16 protein-coding genes are annotated in these 12,982 nt (G+C 54.1%); 10 read left to right on the forward strand and 6 right to left on the reverse strand.

Annotated elements, in window-relative coordinates; translation table 11 throughout:
• Window positions 1-2 precede the first annotated feature (2 nt).
• From BSZ31_RS01445 to mpl, 3 genes are read right to left on the reverse strand one after another with little or no spacing between them, the layout of a single operon-like run.
• Window positions 3-566: a chorismate lyase gene (locus BSZ31_RS01445; RefSeq protein WP_105027226.1), complete on the reverse strand. Its 564-nt coding sequence runs from the start codon at window positions 564-566 to the stop codon at window positions 3-5.
• On the reverse strand, window positions 563-1,207 hold the full coding sequence (locus tag BSZ31_RS01450; protein WP_168426800.1) for a YqiA/YcfP family alpha/beta fold hydrolase: 645 nt from the start codon (window positions 1,205-1,207) through the stop codon (window positions 563-565). Before BSZ31_RS01450 ends, BSZ31_RS01445 begins: the two co-directional genes overlap by 4 nt.
• Window positions 1,204-2,595, reverse strand: a complete 1,392-nt coding sequence (gene mpl, locus BSZ31_RS01455) for a UDP-N-acetylmuramate:L-alanyl-gamma-D-glutamyl-meso-diaminopimelate ligase (RefSeq protein WP_105027228.1) — start codon at window positions 2,593-2,595, stop codon at window positions 1,204-1,206. Before mpl ends, BSZ31_RS01450 begins: the two co-directional genes overlap by 4 nt.
• A 62-nt stretch (window positions 2,596-2,657) precedes the next feature.
• On the opposite strand from mpl, the gene BSZ31_RS01460 reads away from it, so the two are divergent.
• The 8 genes from BSZ31_RS01460 to BSZ31_RS01495 all read left to right on the forward strand — a co-directional run bounded on the left by BSZ31_RS01460 (window position 2,658) and on the right by BSZ31_RS01495 (window position 9,047).
• Window positions 2,658-3,269 (forward strand): UDP-N-acetylmuramate--alanine ligase, encoded by a 612-nt coding sequence (locus tag BSZ31_RS01460; RefSeq protein WP_105027229.1) that lies wholly within the window; start codon window positions 2,658-2,660, stop codon window positions 3,267-3,269.
• Window positions 3,266-3,763: a TlpA disulfide reductase family protein gene (locus BSZ31_RS01465; RefSeq protein ID WP_105027230.1), complete on the forward strand. Its 498-nt coding sequence runs from the start codon at window positions 3,266-3,268 to the stop codon at window positions 3,761-3,763. The genes BSZ31_RS01460 and BSZ31_RS01465 overlap by 4 nt, the downstream gene beginning before the upstream one ends.
• A gap of 179 nt (window positions 3,764-3,942) precedes the next feature.
• The gene (gene accB / locus BSZ31_RS01470; RefSeq protein WP_105027231.1) at window positions 3,943-4,410 is read left to right on the forward strand and encodes an acetyl-CoA carboxylase biotin carboxyl carrier protein; all 468 of its coding nucleotides are present in this window, start codon (window positions 3,943-3,945) and stop codon (window positions 4,408-4,410) included.
• Window positions 4,411-4,426: 16 nt separating this feature from the next.
• Window positions 4,427-5,776 carry an acetyl-CoA carboxylase biotin carboxylase subunit gene (gene accC / locus BSZ31_RS01475; RefSeq protein WP_008250526.1) on the forward strand — a complete coding sequence of 450 codons (1,350 nt, stop codon included), beginning with the start codon at window positions 4,427-4,429 and terminating at the stop codon, window positions 5,774-5,776.
• A complete protein-coding gene (prmA, locus tag BSZ31_RS01480) occupies window positions 5,777-6,691 on the forward strand; it encodes a 50S ribosomal protein L11 methyltransferase (RefSeq protein WP_105027232.1) in 915 nt (304 codons plus the stop codon). It abuts the gene before it with no gap.
• A gap of 61 nt (window positions 6,692-6,752) precedes the next feature.
• Window positions 6,753-7,553: a zinc-ribbon and DUF3426 domain-containing protein gene (locus tag BSZ31_RS17175; protein ID WP_206018522.1), complete on the forward strand. Its 801-nt coding sequence runs from the start codon at window positions 6,753-6,755 to the stop codon at window positions 7,551-7,553.
• A gap of 37 nt (window positions 7,554-7,590) precedes the next feature.
• Window positions 7,591-8,547, forward strand: a complete 957-nt coding sequence (locus BSZ31_RS01490; protein ID WP_105027233.1) for a carbohydrate kinase family protein — start codon at window positions 7,591-7,593, stop codon at window positions 8,545-8,547.
• Between the two features lie 20 nt (window positions 8,548-8,567).
• Window positions 8,568-9,047, forward strand: a complete 480-nt coding sequence (locus BSZ31_RS01495) for a glycine zipper 2TM domain-containing protein (RefSeq protein WP_105027234.1) — start codon at window positions 8,568-8,570, stop codon at window positions 9,045-9,047.
• A 75-nt stretch (window positions 9,048-9,122) separates the two neighbouring features.
• Here BSZ31_RS01495 and BSZ31_RS01500 read toward each other — a convergent pair whose 3' ends face one another.
• The gene (locus BSZ31_RS01500; RefSeq protein ID WP_105027235.1) at window positions 9,123-9,692 is read right to left on the reverse strand and encodes a YggT family protein; all 570 of its coding nucleotides are present in this window, start codon (window positions 9,690-9,692) and stop codon (window positions 9,123-9,125) included.
• 18 nt (window positions 9,693-9,710) lie between these two features.
• A complete protein-coding gene (locus tag BSZ31_RS01505) occupies window positions 9,711-10,016 on the reverse strand; it encodes a hypothetical protein (protein WP_105027236.1) in 306 nt (101 codons plus the stop codon).
• Window positions 10,017-10,115: 99 nt separating this feature from the next.
• Here BSZ31_RS01505 and BSZ31_RS01510 point away from each other — a divergent pair, with 99 nt between their 5' ends.
• On the forward strand, window positions 10,116-10,364 hold the full coding sequence (locus BSZ31_RS01510; protein ID WP_105027237.1) for a DUF1653 domain-containing protein: 249 nt from the start codon (window positions 10,116-10,118) through the stop codon (window positions 10,362-10,364).
• A gap of 2 nt (window positions 10,365-10,366) precedes the next feature.
• On the opposite strand, the gene BSZ31_RS01515 is transcribed toward BSZ31_RS01510, so the two are convergent.
• On the reverse strand, window positions 10,367-11,875 hold the full coding sequence (locus BSZ31_RS01515; RefSeq protein WP_105029698.1) for an NAD(P)/FAD-dependent oxidoreductase: 1,509 nt from the start codon (window positions 11,873-11,875) through the stop codon (window positions 10,367-10,369).
• 178 nt (window positions 11,876-12,053) lie between these two features.
• Between BSZ31_RS01515 and BSZ31_RS01520 the strand changes: the two genes are divergently transcribed.
• Complete coding sequence (locus BSZ31_RS01520) at window positions 12,054-12,953, forward strand: alpha/beta hydrolase (protein ID WP_105027238.1); 900 nt, start codon at window positions 12,054-12,056, stop codon at window positions 12,951-12,953.
• The last annotated feature ends 29 nt before the right edge of the window (window positions 12,954-12,982 follow it).

A 12,982-nucleotide genomic window follows, 5' to 3' on the forward strand; every position in this document is an offset into this window, starting at 1 on the left:
TCCTAAAGATAGTGTTCAAGTTGGGGCAGGAATACTTCCATCACCCACAACGGTGTTCTGTTGGGCTTGCGTGAAAAGCGCGCACAACGGGCGTACCACACACGGCCGTTGCCCTGTCTGTTCATCTCGGCTTTCATCGCCGGGGGCAACAAGCGTTGCACCCAAGGCTGCTGCAAAGGCAAACGTGCAAAATAAAGTTTGCCCCGCTTTACCTGCGGGTCGGAAAACAACACCGTGCCCAATGAGCGGGTGCCCAAACCCCGCCAAAAATGCCAATCATTCACTGGGCCATCCATTTCAACCAGAGTCTGGGCCAGCACCACAGGCGCGTTGTTCACATGCAAACGCACCAGTCTCTGCCGCATCATTTGCCCTGTTACACTTTGCCCCCTGGCGCCAGGCCCGTGTTTGATCAACACCTTGGCTTGCACAACAGGCTCTACTTTAAACCCTTGGTTCAGGCGCACCAAACGCTGGGTGAGCGAACCGGGGGTACTCACCCAGTTTCGGGCCCACACAGGCCAGCTTGGCGGGCAATGCCTGCTCCATGCGACACCACCGTTCATGGCAAACCCACAGCCAGTTTCACGAAGGGCAATATTTCATCGAAATCGCTCAAGGCATGGTCAGAACCCAACAGGTGAAGTTGATGCGCACCGCGATAACGCGCCAGCATGGTGTCACAGTTCAGTACTTCATCGTCCCGGGCGGCCACCAAAAAATAGCGCGATGGATCGGTCAGGCTGGTTTGTTCCATGGCCTTTAGATCACCGAGGTAAGCCGGAACAAACTCAATTTCCTCGTCAGAAAAATACACTTTCTTTTTGCCGATTTGGTCTTGCAAATCGTCATAAGGCTTGATGGCCGGGTTCAACAACACAATCGAAGCCTGAGCGTGCAATTCGCCCAACACAGTGGCGTAATAACCGCCAAGAGAACTGCCAATAAAGGTTAATGACAACTCGGGCTGGCTTTGCAAACGCGCATCCAGGTGCTGCTCGATCATGGCCATGGCCCGCGCAGGCGAGGCCGGCAAATCGGGCACCCACAAGTGGCTGCTTAAACCAGCTTGGTCGAAACAGTCGATCATTTTCTGGGCCTTTACAGACCTGGACGACGAACGAAAACCATGCAGATACACCACCAGGTCAGCTACGCCTGAAGTGCGCACAAAGCCGCCCGGGCTATTGAGGGCAAATGGCGTCAAGCCCGCACCCGTGTGGCCAAGGCTTCGATCAGCTTTTGATGAATGCCGCCAAACGAACCATTGCTCATGGCCACTACCCAGTCACCGGGCTGCGCCAGGGAAACAACATGGTCGATCACTTCGTTCAAGTCATCGCTGGTGAACAGCCGCTCGCCCACGCTGCCCAAAGTATCACGCACATTCCATTGAATGCCCGCGGTGTAACACACTACAGCTTGCGCTTCGTCAAATGAAGCTGGCAGGGCTTGCGCAAGTGTTCCCATTTTCATGGTGTTGGAACGGGGCTCAAACAGCGCAATCAAGTTGCCCGTGGGTACACCCGCCCCTGCAGCAATTTCTGTCATTCGGGCTTTCGCACCCTCCAGCGTGGTGGCAATGGCGGTGGGGTGATGCGCAAAATCGTCATACACCTTGATACCCGCCGCTTCGCCGCGTAATTCCATGCGGCGCTTTACACCCGGGAATTCGCTCAAAGCCTTGCATGCATCCGTTACCTTCACACCAACAGCATGCGCAGCAGCAATCACCGCCAAGGCATTGTTCACATTGTGCAAGCCCGACCAGTCCCATTCCACCCGGCCTTTCACTTCACCGTGTTTCAACACTTCAAATCGTGAGGCACCCAACACGCGGGCTTGCCAGGGGGCTTCATCACCATTGGCGGAAAAACGCTCAACTGGTGTCCAGCAACCCCGTTTCAGTACTCGCTCCAGTGACTCGGTATTGGCAGGACAAACCACCCTCCCTTCCGACGGCACGGTGCGCACCAGGTGGTGAAATTGGGTTTCAATCGCAGCAAGATCGGGGAAAATATCGGCGTGGTCAAACTCCAGGTTGTTCAACACAGCCACCACGGGGCGGTAATGCACAAACTTGGAACGCTTGTCGAAGAACGCAGTGTCGTATTCGTCGGCTTCAATCACAAAGCAGTCGCCCTGCCCCAGTGTGGCCGACACACCAAAGCCACCCGGCACGCCGCCAATCAAAAATCCGGGGTTCAAACCCGCCTGCTGCAACACCCAGGCCAACATGGAACTGGTGCTGGTTTTGCCATGCGTACCCGCCACAGCCAACACCTTGCGACCGCGCAAAATGTGTTCGCCAACCCACTGCGGGCCACTGGTGTAAGCCAGCCCCTGGTTCAAAATGGCTTCCATCAGCGGGTTACCGCGTGAAACCACATTGCCAACTACCCACAGGTCAGGCTTAATCGCCAGCTGTTCCACACCAAAACCCTCGGTCAATTCAATACCGGCTTGGGTTAGCTGGGTGCTCATGGGAGGGTAAACATTGGCGTCGCAACCGGTCACGGTGTGGCCCAGGGACTTGGCCAACTGGGCGACACCGCCCATGAAGGTGCCACAAATCCCGAGAATGTGGATGTGCATTCTTTCTTCCTTTCAGAACAAGCCCATATTGTAGTGCCTGTGAATTTGGATACACTGCCGGTATGGAAGAATTCTTCGCCCCGCAAGACGAACTTCGCATAGAAATTGCGATGACCGCCGCCCGATTGATCGCCGAGGAAGGCTTGGACTACGCCACTGCACGCAATCAGGCCGTGAAAGCCCTCCTTGGAAAACAGCGTGTGCCCCGTGAACGGCTTCCCTCCGATCAAGACATACAAGACGAACTGCGCGCCTATCAAGCCCTGTTTCAAGCCGACAGCCAGCCCGGTGAATTGAACGAATTGCGCGAAGTTGCACTCCAATTCATGCAAGGAATTCAGCAATTCGAGCCCATTGTGTATGGTGCGGCCGTGAATGGCACAGGTAGCGCACATTCAGATGTTCACATCATTGCCTTTGCCGACGACGAAAAAGAAGTGGATTACTGGTTGTTAAACCAAAATATCAATTTCGACGCCTGCGAAGACGCCTTGCTGGCTGGCAAATCATTCCCCGCCGTGGCCTTTCGCTGGAAACAGCGCTGGTTTCAATTGGGCGTGGCCAGCCCGGTACAACGCCGTGGCCTGCTTAACAGGCAAGCACCTGACGGAACCCTTTTTCAAACTGATACAGCGGGCTTGACCCGTTTGATAAGCCAAATAGAAGCACCATGAAAAACAAACTCATCCCCATCGTGACCGCGGTTCTTGCCTTGGCAATTGGCCTTTATTTTGGGCTGAAACCACAAAGTGGTCCTGATTACCCATTAAGTGGTTATACCTTTGACACGCCCCAAGGTGGATCTCTCGACCTTGGCGCATTGAAAGGAAAGGTGGTTGTTCTTAACTTCTGGGCCACTTGGTGCCCACCCTGCGTGGAAGAAATGCCGGAACTGGACGAGCTGTACCCGCAGCTTCAGGCCCAGAATGTGGAACTGATCGGGATCGCAATTGATTCTGCTGGTAACGTACAGCAATTTCTGCAAAAAACACCTGTAAATTACCCGATTGTGCTTACAGGCATGACAGGTACAGAACTTGGAAAAGCGCTCGGCAATCAACAGGGCGGATTACCATTTACAGTCATTTTGGACGAAAATGGTAATGAATTACTGAGAGAAGCCGGCAGAATACAGATGAGTACTATCACTAACGCACTGCAACGTTAAAATCGGGTATGCTCACGCAACGCCTGATTTGGGCGAACCGCGAAGCAAGGTTCACCAATGCCCTCCAAGGTGGAAAATAATTGATTTTCAGTGCACACTAAACGAAGTTAGGCTCAATTCACCTCGCGCTTGGTTGTGTACTGCCATACAAAACCAACCTCCCTAGATGGAGCAAGTAAATGGACCTCAGAAAGCTAAAAACATTGATCGACCTGGTCGCCGAATCTGACATTTCCGAACTGGAAGTGACCGAAGGCGAAGGCAAGGTACGAATCGTCAAAAGCCAGCCCCAGTACACCATGGCCATGCCGCAGCAAATGATGCAGCAGGCACCAGCAGCCATGGCTGCACCCGCTGTGGCCGCAGCAACGCCTGCAGCCACAGAGGCACCGGCAGCGGCACCAGCCGATGCCGGCCACAAAGTAACTTCACCCATGGTGGGCACGTTTTACCGCGCACCCAGCCCCGGCGCCTCCAATTTCGTTGAAATTGGCAGCACTGTGAAGGAAGGCCAAACCATCTGCATTATTGAAGCCATGAAGTTGCTCAACGAAATTGAGTGCGACAAGTCAGGTGTTGTGAAGGCCATTTTGGTCGAAAACGGTCAACCCGTGGAGTTTGGTCAAGCTCTATTCGTCATTGAATAGAACAGGAGCAGCCACCATGTTTGGAAAAATATTGATCGCCAACCGCGGCGAAATAGCCCTGCGCATTCTGCGCGCCTGCAAGGAAATGGGCATTAAAACCGTGGCGGTGTATTCCACCGCAGACGTAGACGCCAAGTATGTAAAGCTGGCCGACGAATCGGTGTGTATTGGCCCCCCCAGCTCCAAAGAAAGTTACCTGAACATTCCAGCCATTATCAGCGCCGCCGAAGTCACTGATTCTGAGGCCATTCACCCGGGCTACGGTTTTCTGTCCGAGAACGCCAGTTTTGCCGACCGTGTCGAAAAAAGCGGATTTGTGTTCATCGGCCCCCGTGCTGAATCCATTCTGCTGATGGGCGACAAAGTGTCTGCCAAGCGGGCCATGATCGCAGCCGGTGTGCCTTGTGTACCCGGCTCAGAGGGTGAATTACCCGACGATCCACGTGAAATCGTGAAAATTGCACGCCAGGTGGGCTACCCGGTTATTATCAAGGCTGCGGGCGGCGGCGGTGGGCGCGGCATGCGCGTGGTGCACACCGAAGCTGCATTGCTGAATGCAGTCACCATGACCAAAACCGAGGCAGGCTCGGCTTTCAACAACCCCGCGGTTTACATGGAAAAATTCCTTGAAAATCCGCGCCACATTGAAATCCAGATTCTGGCCGACGAACACAAAAATGCCGTGTGGCTTGGTGAACGCGATTGCTCCATGCAGCGCCGCCACCAAAAGGTAATTGAGGAAGCACCTGCGCCGAACATTCCACGCCGCCTGATTGAGCGCATTGGTGAACGCTGCGCTGAAGCTTGCCGCAAAATTGGGTATCGCGGTGCGGGCACATTCGAGTTCCTGTACGAAAACGGCGAGTTCTACTTCATCGAGATGAACACTCGCGTACAAGTTGAACACCCGGTTACAGAGATGATCACCGGCGTGGACATTGTGCAGGAACAAATTCGCATTGCCGCAGGGCAGAAACTGCGTTTCCGCCAACGTGACATTGAATTCCGTGGCCACGCCATGGAATGCCGAATCAACGCGGAAGACCCATTCAAGTTTGTGCCCTCACCCGGCCCAATCAAAAACTGGCATGCACCGGGCGGCCCCGGAGTGCGCGTGGATTCCCATGTGTACAGCGGTTACAACGTGCCTCCTCACTACGATTCCATGATTGCCAAAGTGATTACTTACGGCGAAGACCGCAAGCAGGCCATGGCCCGCATGCGCCAAGCACTTGCCGAACTGGTAGTCGACGGCATCAAAACCAACACAGCCTTGCACCGTGAATTGATGGAAGACGCCCGCTTTGTGGAAGGCGGCACCAGCATTCACTACCTTGAGCACAAACTGGAAGCACGTTTCAAGTAAATGAACCCACAGGCCACACCGCTGATACAAGCCAAACTTACCCTGCCCTTTGAGCAAGCCGATGAAGTTTCCGACCTGCTCATGGAGCTGGGGGCCTTGGCGGTTAGCCTGGAAGATGCCAATGCAGACAGCGAAGACGAACAACCCTTGTTCGGCGAGCCCGGCATGGAGCCGGAATCAGCGGCGTGGAATTTAAACCATGTGGTGGCCCTGTTTCGCAACAAGGCCGAAGGTGAGCAAATTTTCGGTGAAATTCCAGCTGAATTGCTGGGAGATGCCGAAATTGAGTACACCGAAGTACCTCAGGAAGACTGGGTTCGTTTAACCCAATCCCAATTCGACCCCATTCCAATTTCAGCCCGATTGTGGATTGTGCCCTCCTGGCACGAACCTCAAGACATCGACGACCGAATCAACCTGGTGCTCGATCCCGGCTTGGCCTTTGGCACCGGTTCACACCCCACCACCGCGCTGTGCCTTCGCTGGCTCAGCGAATTTCCGTTGAAAGGGCAAAGTGTGCTGGATTACGGTTGCGGCTCGGGAATTTTGGGTATTGCTGCACTTAAATTGGGAGCCTCTGAGGCCATCGGCGTGGATATTGACCCCCAAGCTGTCGACAGCACCGCCTACAATGCGGGCAACAATGGCGTTGAAATGCCCTGTGGTTTGCCCGACTTTCCACTGGCCAAACGTCAGTTTCCAATAGTGGTGGCCAATATTTTGTCGAACCCACTGAAAGTGTTGGCGCCGTCATTGTGCAACCATGTTGAAGCGGGCGGGCAGTTGGTGCTTTCCGGCGTGTTGGCCCGACAGGCTGAAGAAGTGATTGCGCATTACCGCCAATGGATCAAGCTGGCCGTGTGGGCAGAGCGCGATGGCTGGGTATGCCTGCATGGCCAAAAAGCCGCTGACTAAGTTGTCAACCAAGTTGCCAACTGATAATCCTGCCATTGACAAGCAAGGTTAAACTAGTGCCATGAGCCTTGCCACCCGCTGCCCCAACTGCAATACCTTGTTCAAAGTGACCTCTGGCCAACTGCAAATGCACGAGGGCAAGGTGCGCTGCGGGCATTGCCAAACCGTATTTTCCGGCATTGAACACCTTACGTCAGCCGACACCGAAGCCTGGCAAAAGCTGGACCTAAGCCCCAGGCAAAGCGACGACAACCGCACCAGCGACCACAACTTGTCAGGCGGAGACGGGACTGGCTCTGAGGCCTTGTTTGCCAACACAGCACCCACGAAACCTCTGCTGAGTTTCAACCAGGGCAACCCTGCCCTGAAAACCGCCTGTATTGCACTGCTGCTGGCGCTCGGTGTGCAGGCACTGTGGTGGCAGCGCATAAACCTGTTGCAAAAAACGCCAGAAATCGCCAAGCACATCAACAATGCAGGGCCCGCCATTCAACGGCTGTTTGCTAGCCCTGCCACCCAAGCTTTGCGCGTTGAAGGCAGCGGCCTGCAAGCGCTGGATGAGCACAATTTGCGGGTTGACCTGACCTTGCACAACCCACTTCCCCTGCCCGCCCGATGGCCCCACCTGAAAGTGGAATTGCTCGACCCGCAAGGCCTGGTGCTGGCCAGCAAATCACTGAGCCCCGGCGACTACCAACTGCGTGACGAGAATGCAGCCAGCCAGGCACCGTTGATAACAGGCAAAAAAACAGTGGAAGTACTGGCATACTTAAACTTGAGCACCCTGAACACACAACTACCCGAAAGCGCCGCGACTGGCTTTCGGCTTGAATTATTCGACCAAGGCCCAAGCGAACAATAAACGCCGAGCCAATTTTTAAATACTGGACTGTTTCACAATGAATTCCCCAACCAACACCAAACGCGTTTTAATTTGCGGCTCTATCGCATTCGACACCATCATGGTGTTTGAAGGTCGCTTCAAAGACCAAATCTTGCCCGACCAGGTACACATCCTGAACGTTGCATTTCTGGTTCCAAGCCTTCGCAAAGACTGGGGTGGCTGCGCAGGCAACATTGCCTACAGCCTGAACATGCTGGGCGGCAAACCAGTACCCATGGCCACGATTGGACATGATGCCGGTGGATACTTTCAGCGCCTGCAAACCTTGGGTATTGAAACCAGCTGCTTGAAACAAATTGGCGAGGAGTTCACCGCGCAGGCTTTCATCACCACCGACCTTGACGACAACCAGATTACCGCTTTTCACCCAGGTGCGATGAGCCACTCACACCTGAACAAAGTGAGCGATGCAGGCGACATTGCCTTGGGAATAATCGCCCCCGATGGCCGGGACGGCATGATGCAACACGCCGAGCAGTTTGCGGCAGCGGGCATTCCATTTGTATTTGATCCGGGCCAAGGCCTGCCCATGTTCGGCAAACCCGAACTTGACCGGTTTTTGGAACTTGCCACCTACGCTGCTGTCAATGACTATGAAGCCAAAATGTTGTGTGACCGCACAGGCCTGACCTTGGAGCAAATTGCAGACAAGCTGGAAGCGCTTGTGGTTACACGCGGTGCGGAAGGCAGCTGGGTGTATACACAGGGTCAACGGCACGACATACCGTGCGTTAAAGCTGAACGTATTGCCGACCCCACCGGCTGTGGCGATGCGTACCGCGGCGGCTTGCTCTACGGCCTCACAGAAGGCATGGGCATTGTGAATGCGGCCAGGCTGGCCAGTTTGATGGGTTCACTGAAAATTGAAGTGAAAGGCCCCCAAACCTACCAGTACAGCCGGGAAGAAATTGCGTCCAGGTTTACCGCCGCTTTTGGTCAACAACCCTGGTAACTTGAAAGGAAAATCAAATCATGGCCAAGTCAATTCAGTTCAGTTTTAGAAGCACCGGCGCAGTGGCCCTGATTGCGCTCTCCGCGCTTGCAGGTTGTGCCACGCAAAGCAGCTCGGGCCAAGTGTACCGCGAAGGTGAAACCCGCCGAGCGCAAATTATCGAGCAGGGCACAGTTGAAAGTGTTCGTACAGTCACCATTCAAGGCGACACCAACGGCGTGGGCACCGCTGCTGGCGGTATTATCGGCGGCATTGCTGGCAGCAATGTGGGCGGCGGTAGTGGTCGCGCAGTGGGTGCAATCGTGGGCGCAGTGGCTGGCGGTGTGGCCGGTCAAGCCATTGAGCGCAACGCATCGACTCGCCAGGGTCTTGAAATCACCGTTCGCATGGACAACGGCACCCTGCGCGCTTATGTTCAAGATGCAGCGGGTGAAGACTTCCGTCCCGGCGACCGCGTTCGGATTGTAAGTGGCGGTGGTACTTCACGCGTTACACGCTAAGAAGCTATTAGGTTCTAAGCCAAATGAAAAAGAGCACTTTCACAAGTGCTCTTTTTTTATCTTGATTCAATAGAATCAAAAACCTGGCATCAGGCTTTGCAGCACCATCATCACAATTTGCAAAATCAGGAAAAATACCAGGGGCGATAAATCTACATTGCCAATGGTGGGCAATACCCTGCGCAGCGGCTCCAGAAAAGGGCGCGACAATTCATTCAAAATGGATGCGATTGGCGAGAACGGATTGACCCAACTCAAAACCACCTGAATCAACACAATACCCATGAGCAGATAGGCCACATTGCGCAGCACCCAGAAAATGGCAATGGGTATGGTCAGGGTAATCAGCGCGCCCACACCAGGCCCGCCGCTGGAAAGCCCAACCGTAAGCAGCACCAACACAATGTGAAGCACAAAAGACACCACAAAAGCACCAAAAATGGAGGCCCAATCAATGCCACCATAGCCCGGTACGCCCTTGCGTAGCGGCTTCACCAGCCAGTCTGTCATGGAAAAAATAAAAGGTGACAGGGGGTTGCTGGGGTGTATACGCACCCACTGCATCAACGCACGCAGCAACAGACAAAAAGCAAGCAGGCTGGCGGCTGTTTCCAGCAGTAAGCGCAGAATATCGATTAGAAGCATAGTGAAGCGTTCAGCAGGTTAAGGCCTTGAGCCGGTTGGGAATGGCCAGGTAGTTGTAGCCCCCTTCAATTTTCTGGGCTTTGCGGCACCCGACCTGCGGCGACGCGCGGGCTTGTTGGGCGTTAGCAGGGCCAGCGGTGTTACCTCAGAAGGAGAAAGCGCTGTTTTGGAAGGTTTGCGGGTTGTAGCCACCGGGCGGGCCTTGCTTTCAGGCGTTTCTGCTTTGGCATCAGTCGCCTTTGTGGCAGGCTTTACAGCCGACTTGGTCAAAGGCTTTGTTGCTGGTTTGCTGGTTTCCTCGGTTGCTCGCTTGGTTGCAGGCATTCAGGAACTCCTTTCAATTCTTCAAGGACAGCCGTACAGTTTAACGATATGACCTTGAATATTCAAGAAATATGACTTTGAACAACACAGGAGACACCCATGAGCCACGTACCGGAACAACTACACAGCGTAAAAGCAGGCGAACGTTACCGACACTACAAAGGTGGCCTGTATGAAATTATCTGCCAGGCCATTCAAGAAAGCGATTTAAGCCCTGTGGTGGTGTACCGCCCCCTGAGTGGCGACACACACACCGCCTGGACTCGCCCTATGAATGTATTTTTTGAAATGGTACAGGTGGGTGAGCGCATGACCCGGCGCTTCACCCTCGTTGACAGCGACAGTTAAATTCAAGCCACTGCTTTCAACTTCGGTTTGGCCCTGTTCCCACCAGCCTTTGCTGGCTCAAACACCAAACCGGGCTCATCCACCGGGTCTTCCAGCAAGGTTTTGGTGTCGTGGTAATAGTCTTGCCGATTGTGCCAGGGGTGGGTCTCGCCCTGGCGGGGCAACTGGTCAGCCACACGTTTCAAGTAGCCTGAATTCAAGCCGCCCAATACTGTAAAGCCTTCCACTGGTTGAACATCGGCCGTTTTGGCCACCGCCACGGCGTGGCCCTTCTTGTCCATGTAGTTCAGCAATCGGCACACAAAACCGCTCACCAAATCTGATTTCAAAGTCCATGAGGCATGCGTGTAGCCTAGAACTACTGCGGCGTTCGGCAGGTCTTGAAGCATGGCGCTTTTGTAGAACATTTTTTCACTCAGGTTGACAGCCTTGTCATCCAGTGAAATCTTCATGCCGCCCACCATTTGTACATTCAAACCGGTGGCAGTCACAATAATGTCGGCCTCGAGAATCTCACCCGAGTTCAATTCAATGCCATTGGCCACAAACTGCTTGATGGTGTCTGTGGCCACGCTGGCTTTGCCGCTGCGAAGGGCTTTGAAAAAGTCGCCATCAGGCACCAGACACAAACGCTGATCCCATGGCATGTAGTTGGGTGTGAAGTGCTTGATGTCCACATTCGAACCCTTCAACTGCCTGCGCATCATGGCAATCAAGAAACGGCGTACCACCTCAGGCTTGCTTTTGCTGGCCTTGAACATGAAGTGCGCCAAACCAATGGTACGCGTGCGGTTCAGCTTGTAGGCCAGTTTGGAAGGCAGGGTTTTCTGAAGCACTTTGGTGAGTGCATCCACGGAGGGCAATGAAAAAATATAAGACGGCGAACGCTGCAACATGGTGATGTGCTCAACCTTGTCGGCCATGCTGGGGATGAGCGTAACTGCTGTTGCACCACTGCCAATCACCACCACTTTCTTGCCGGTGTAGTCCAGGTTTTCTGGCCAATGCTGTGGATGAACAATCAAACCTTTGAAGTTTTTCTCACCCGGAAAATCGGGACGATAACCCTGATCGTAATTGTAGTAACCCGCACAGGCCATCATGAATTTGGCGCGGTATTGTTCGGGTTCGCCAGTCGCTTCATTCACCGCATTGATCACCCAGCGCTGCGCATCACTGTCCCAATTGGCGTCGCTTACCTTGCGCTGAAAGCGAATGTGGTCGAACACCTTGTTCTCGGTGGCCGCTTCGTGCACATAGCTGCGAATGTCATTGCCCTGCGAGAAAAAATGCGCATTCTTCCAGGGCTTGAATTTGAAGCCGAAACTGAACATGTCTGAATCGGATCGGATGCCGGGATAACGGAACAGATCCCAGGTGCCACCAATGGTGGTGCGGCGCTCGAGGATGGTGAACTTTCGGTTGGGGCATTCCTTTTTCAAATGGCATGCAGCACTAATGCCTGACAAACCTGCGCCAATGATCAAAATGTCTTCGTCGAATATCGCCATGGTGTCTCCGTGTGGTTTTTCTCTTTTTTTATTGTGCCGATTTTTCAGGCCTGAAAACAGCGTTTGCGAATCCCCTCCAGATTTGTCCGAATTTATCAAGTGCATTGAAAACTCAGGGTAAACTGGCCAGCACTGGCAGTGCTATAAATACCCCATCCCACTTTCCAAGAGGAACACCATGCCGTCCATTCAAGCCAAAGTGATGAACAAAATTGCGAGCATCGCCCTGAAAAGCTACCGGGGCAACGGTGCCGGTTTTGTGCGCAGGTTCCGCATGGTGACAGCCGCATCCAACCTTCTGGCGCCAGTTCCCAAAGGCTTGAAACACATCAAAGGCGCTTTGGGCGGCGTACCTGGCGAGTGGCTGATTCCCGTCAATCCCAAGGGTGCTCTGCTTTACATTCACGGCGGAGGATTTGTGGCGGGTCACCCACCGATGTACCGCCCTTTTTGCGGTGCCTTGGCCAATGCGCTTGGATTTCGAGTGTTCATGCCTGATTATCGCCTTGCGCCAGAAAACCCGTTTCCAGCGCCATTAGATGACTGCATTGCTGCCTTTGAAGCGCTGGTGGCCGACACACCCACTGGCGAGCCAATTTTCGTGGCAGGCGATTCCGCTGGCGGCAATTTGGGATTGGCAGTGCTGCAACATGCATTGAAGAAAAAGTTGCCCGCGCACGGCGGTCTGCTGATTTCGCCAGCCACCGACATGCGCCGCCTGTCACCTTCGATTGAAGGCAATGACAAAACCGACAGCATGTTGTCCTCCCACATGATTGAACATGCCGCCAACTTGTACATGTGCGGCCATGACCCCGCCGATGAACGCGCATCGCCCTTGCTGGGCAAGCTGAAAGGCCTGCCACCACTGATGGTGACTGCCAGTGAAGACGAGTGCTTGCTGGACGATTCTGTGTTGCTACGTGATGCCGTGGAGAAAGTGGGGGGACAAATTACTTTGCTGACCCGCCCCGGCATGCCGCATATTTGGCCGACGATGAACATTGCCTTGCCGGAAGCCAAAGAAGACTTAACCAAGATCATTCGCTTTTTCTCGCCGCTGGTGAAGGGCATCTAAAACCGCATTGGTGGCAGTACAAGGTGTTG

The sequence above is a fragment of the Limnobacter sp. SAORIC-690 genome, assembly GCF_002954425.1.
Classification (GTDB): domain Bacteria; phylum Pseudomonadota; class Gammaproteobacteria; order Burkholderiales; family Burkholderiaceae_B; genus Limnobacter; species Limnobacter profundi.

What these genes read in the sequence shown, in the direction of transcription:
- BSZ31_RS01445 (WP_105027226.1), bottom strand. Translation starts at nt 566, where the DNA reads ATGAACGGTGGTGTCGCATGGAGCAGGCATTGCCCGCCAAGCTGGCCT.
- mpl (WP_105027228.1), bottom strand. Translation starts at nt 2,595, where the DNA reads ATGCACATCCACATTCTCGGGATTTGTGGCACCTTCATGGGCGGTGTC.
- BSZ31_RS01460 (WP_105027229.1), top strand. Translation starts at nt 2,658, where the DNA reads ATGGAAGAATTCTTCGCCCCGCAAGACGAACTTCGCATAGAAATTGCG.
- BSZ31_RS01465 (WP_105027230.1), top strand. Translation starts at nt 3,266, where the DNA reads ATGAAAAACAAACTCATCCCCATCGTGACCGCGGTTCTTGCCTTGGCA.
- accB (WP_105027231.1), top strand. Translation starts at nt 3,943, where the DNA reads ATGGACCTCAGAAAGCTAAAAACATTGATCGACCTGGTCGCCGAATCT.
- accC (WP_008250526.1), top strand. Translation starts at nt 4,427, where the DNA reads ATGTTTGGAAAAATATTGATCGCCAACCGCGGCGAAATAGCCCTGCGC.
- prmA (WP_105027232.1), top strand. Translation starts at nt 5,777, where the DNA reads ATGAACCCACAGGCCACACCGCTGATACAAGCCAAACTTACCCTGCCC.
- BSZ31_RS17175 (WP_206018522.1), top strand. Translation starts at nt 6,753, where the DNA reads ATGAGCCTTGCCACCCGCTGCCCCAACTGCAATACCTTGTTCAAAGTG.
- BSZ31_RS01490 (WP_105027233.1), top strand. Translation starts at nt 7,591, where the DNA reads ATGAATTCCCCAACCAACACCAAACGCGTTTTAATTTGCGGCTCTATC.
- BSZ31_RS01495 (WP_105027234.1), top strand. Translation starts at nt 8,568, where the DNA reads ATGGCCAAGTCAATTCAGTTCAGTTTTAGAAGCACCGGCGCAGTGGCC.
- BSZ31_RS01500 (WP_105027235.1), bottom strand. Translation starts at nt 9,692, where the DNA reads ATGCTTCTAATCGATATTCTGCGCTTACTGCTGGAAACAGCCGCCAGC.
- BSZ31_RS01505 (WP_105027236.1), bottom strand. Translation starts at nt 10,016, where the DNA reads ATGCCTGCAACCAAGCGAGCAACCGAGGAAACCAGCAAACCAGCAACA.
- BSZ31_RS01510 (WP_105027237.1), top strand. Translation starts at nt 10,116, where the DNA reads ATGAGCCACGTACCGGAACAACTACACAGCGTAAAAGCAGGCGAACGT.
- BSZ31_RS01515 (WP_105029698.1), bottom strand. Translation starts at nt 11,875, where the DNA reads ATGGCGATATTCGACGAAGACATTTTGATCATTGGCGCAGGTTTGTCA.
- BSZ31_RS01520 (WP_105027238.1), top strand. Translation starts at nt 12,054, where the DNA reads ATGCCGTCCATTCAAGCCAAAGTGATGAACAAAATTGCGAGCATCGCC.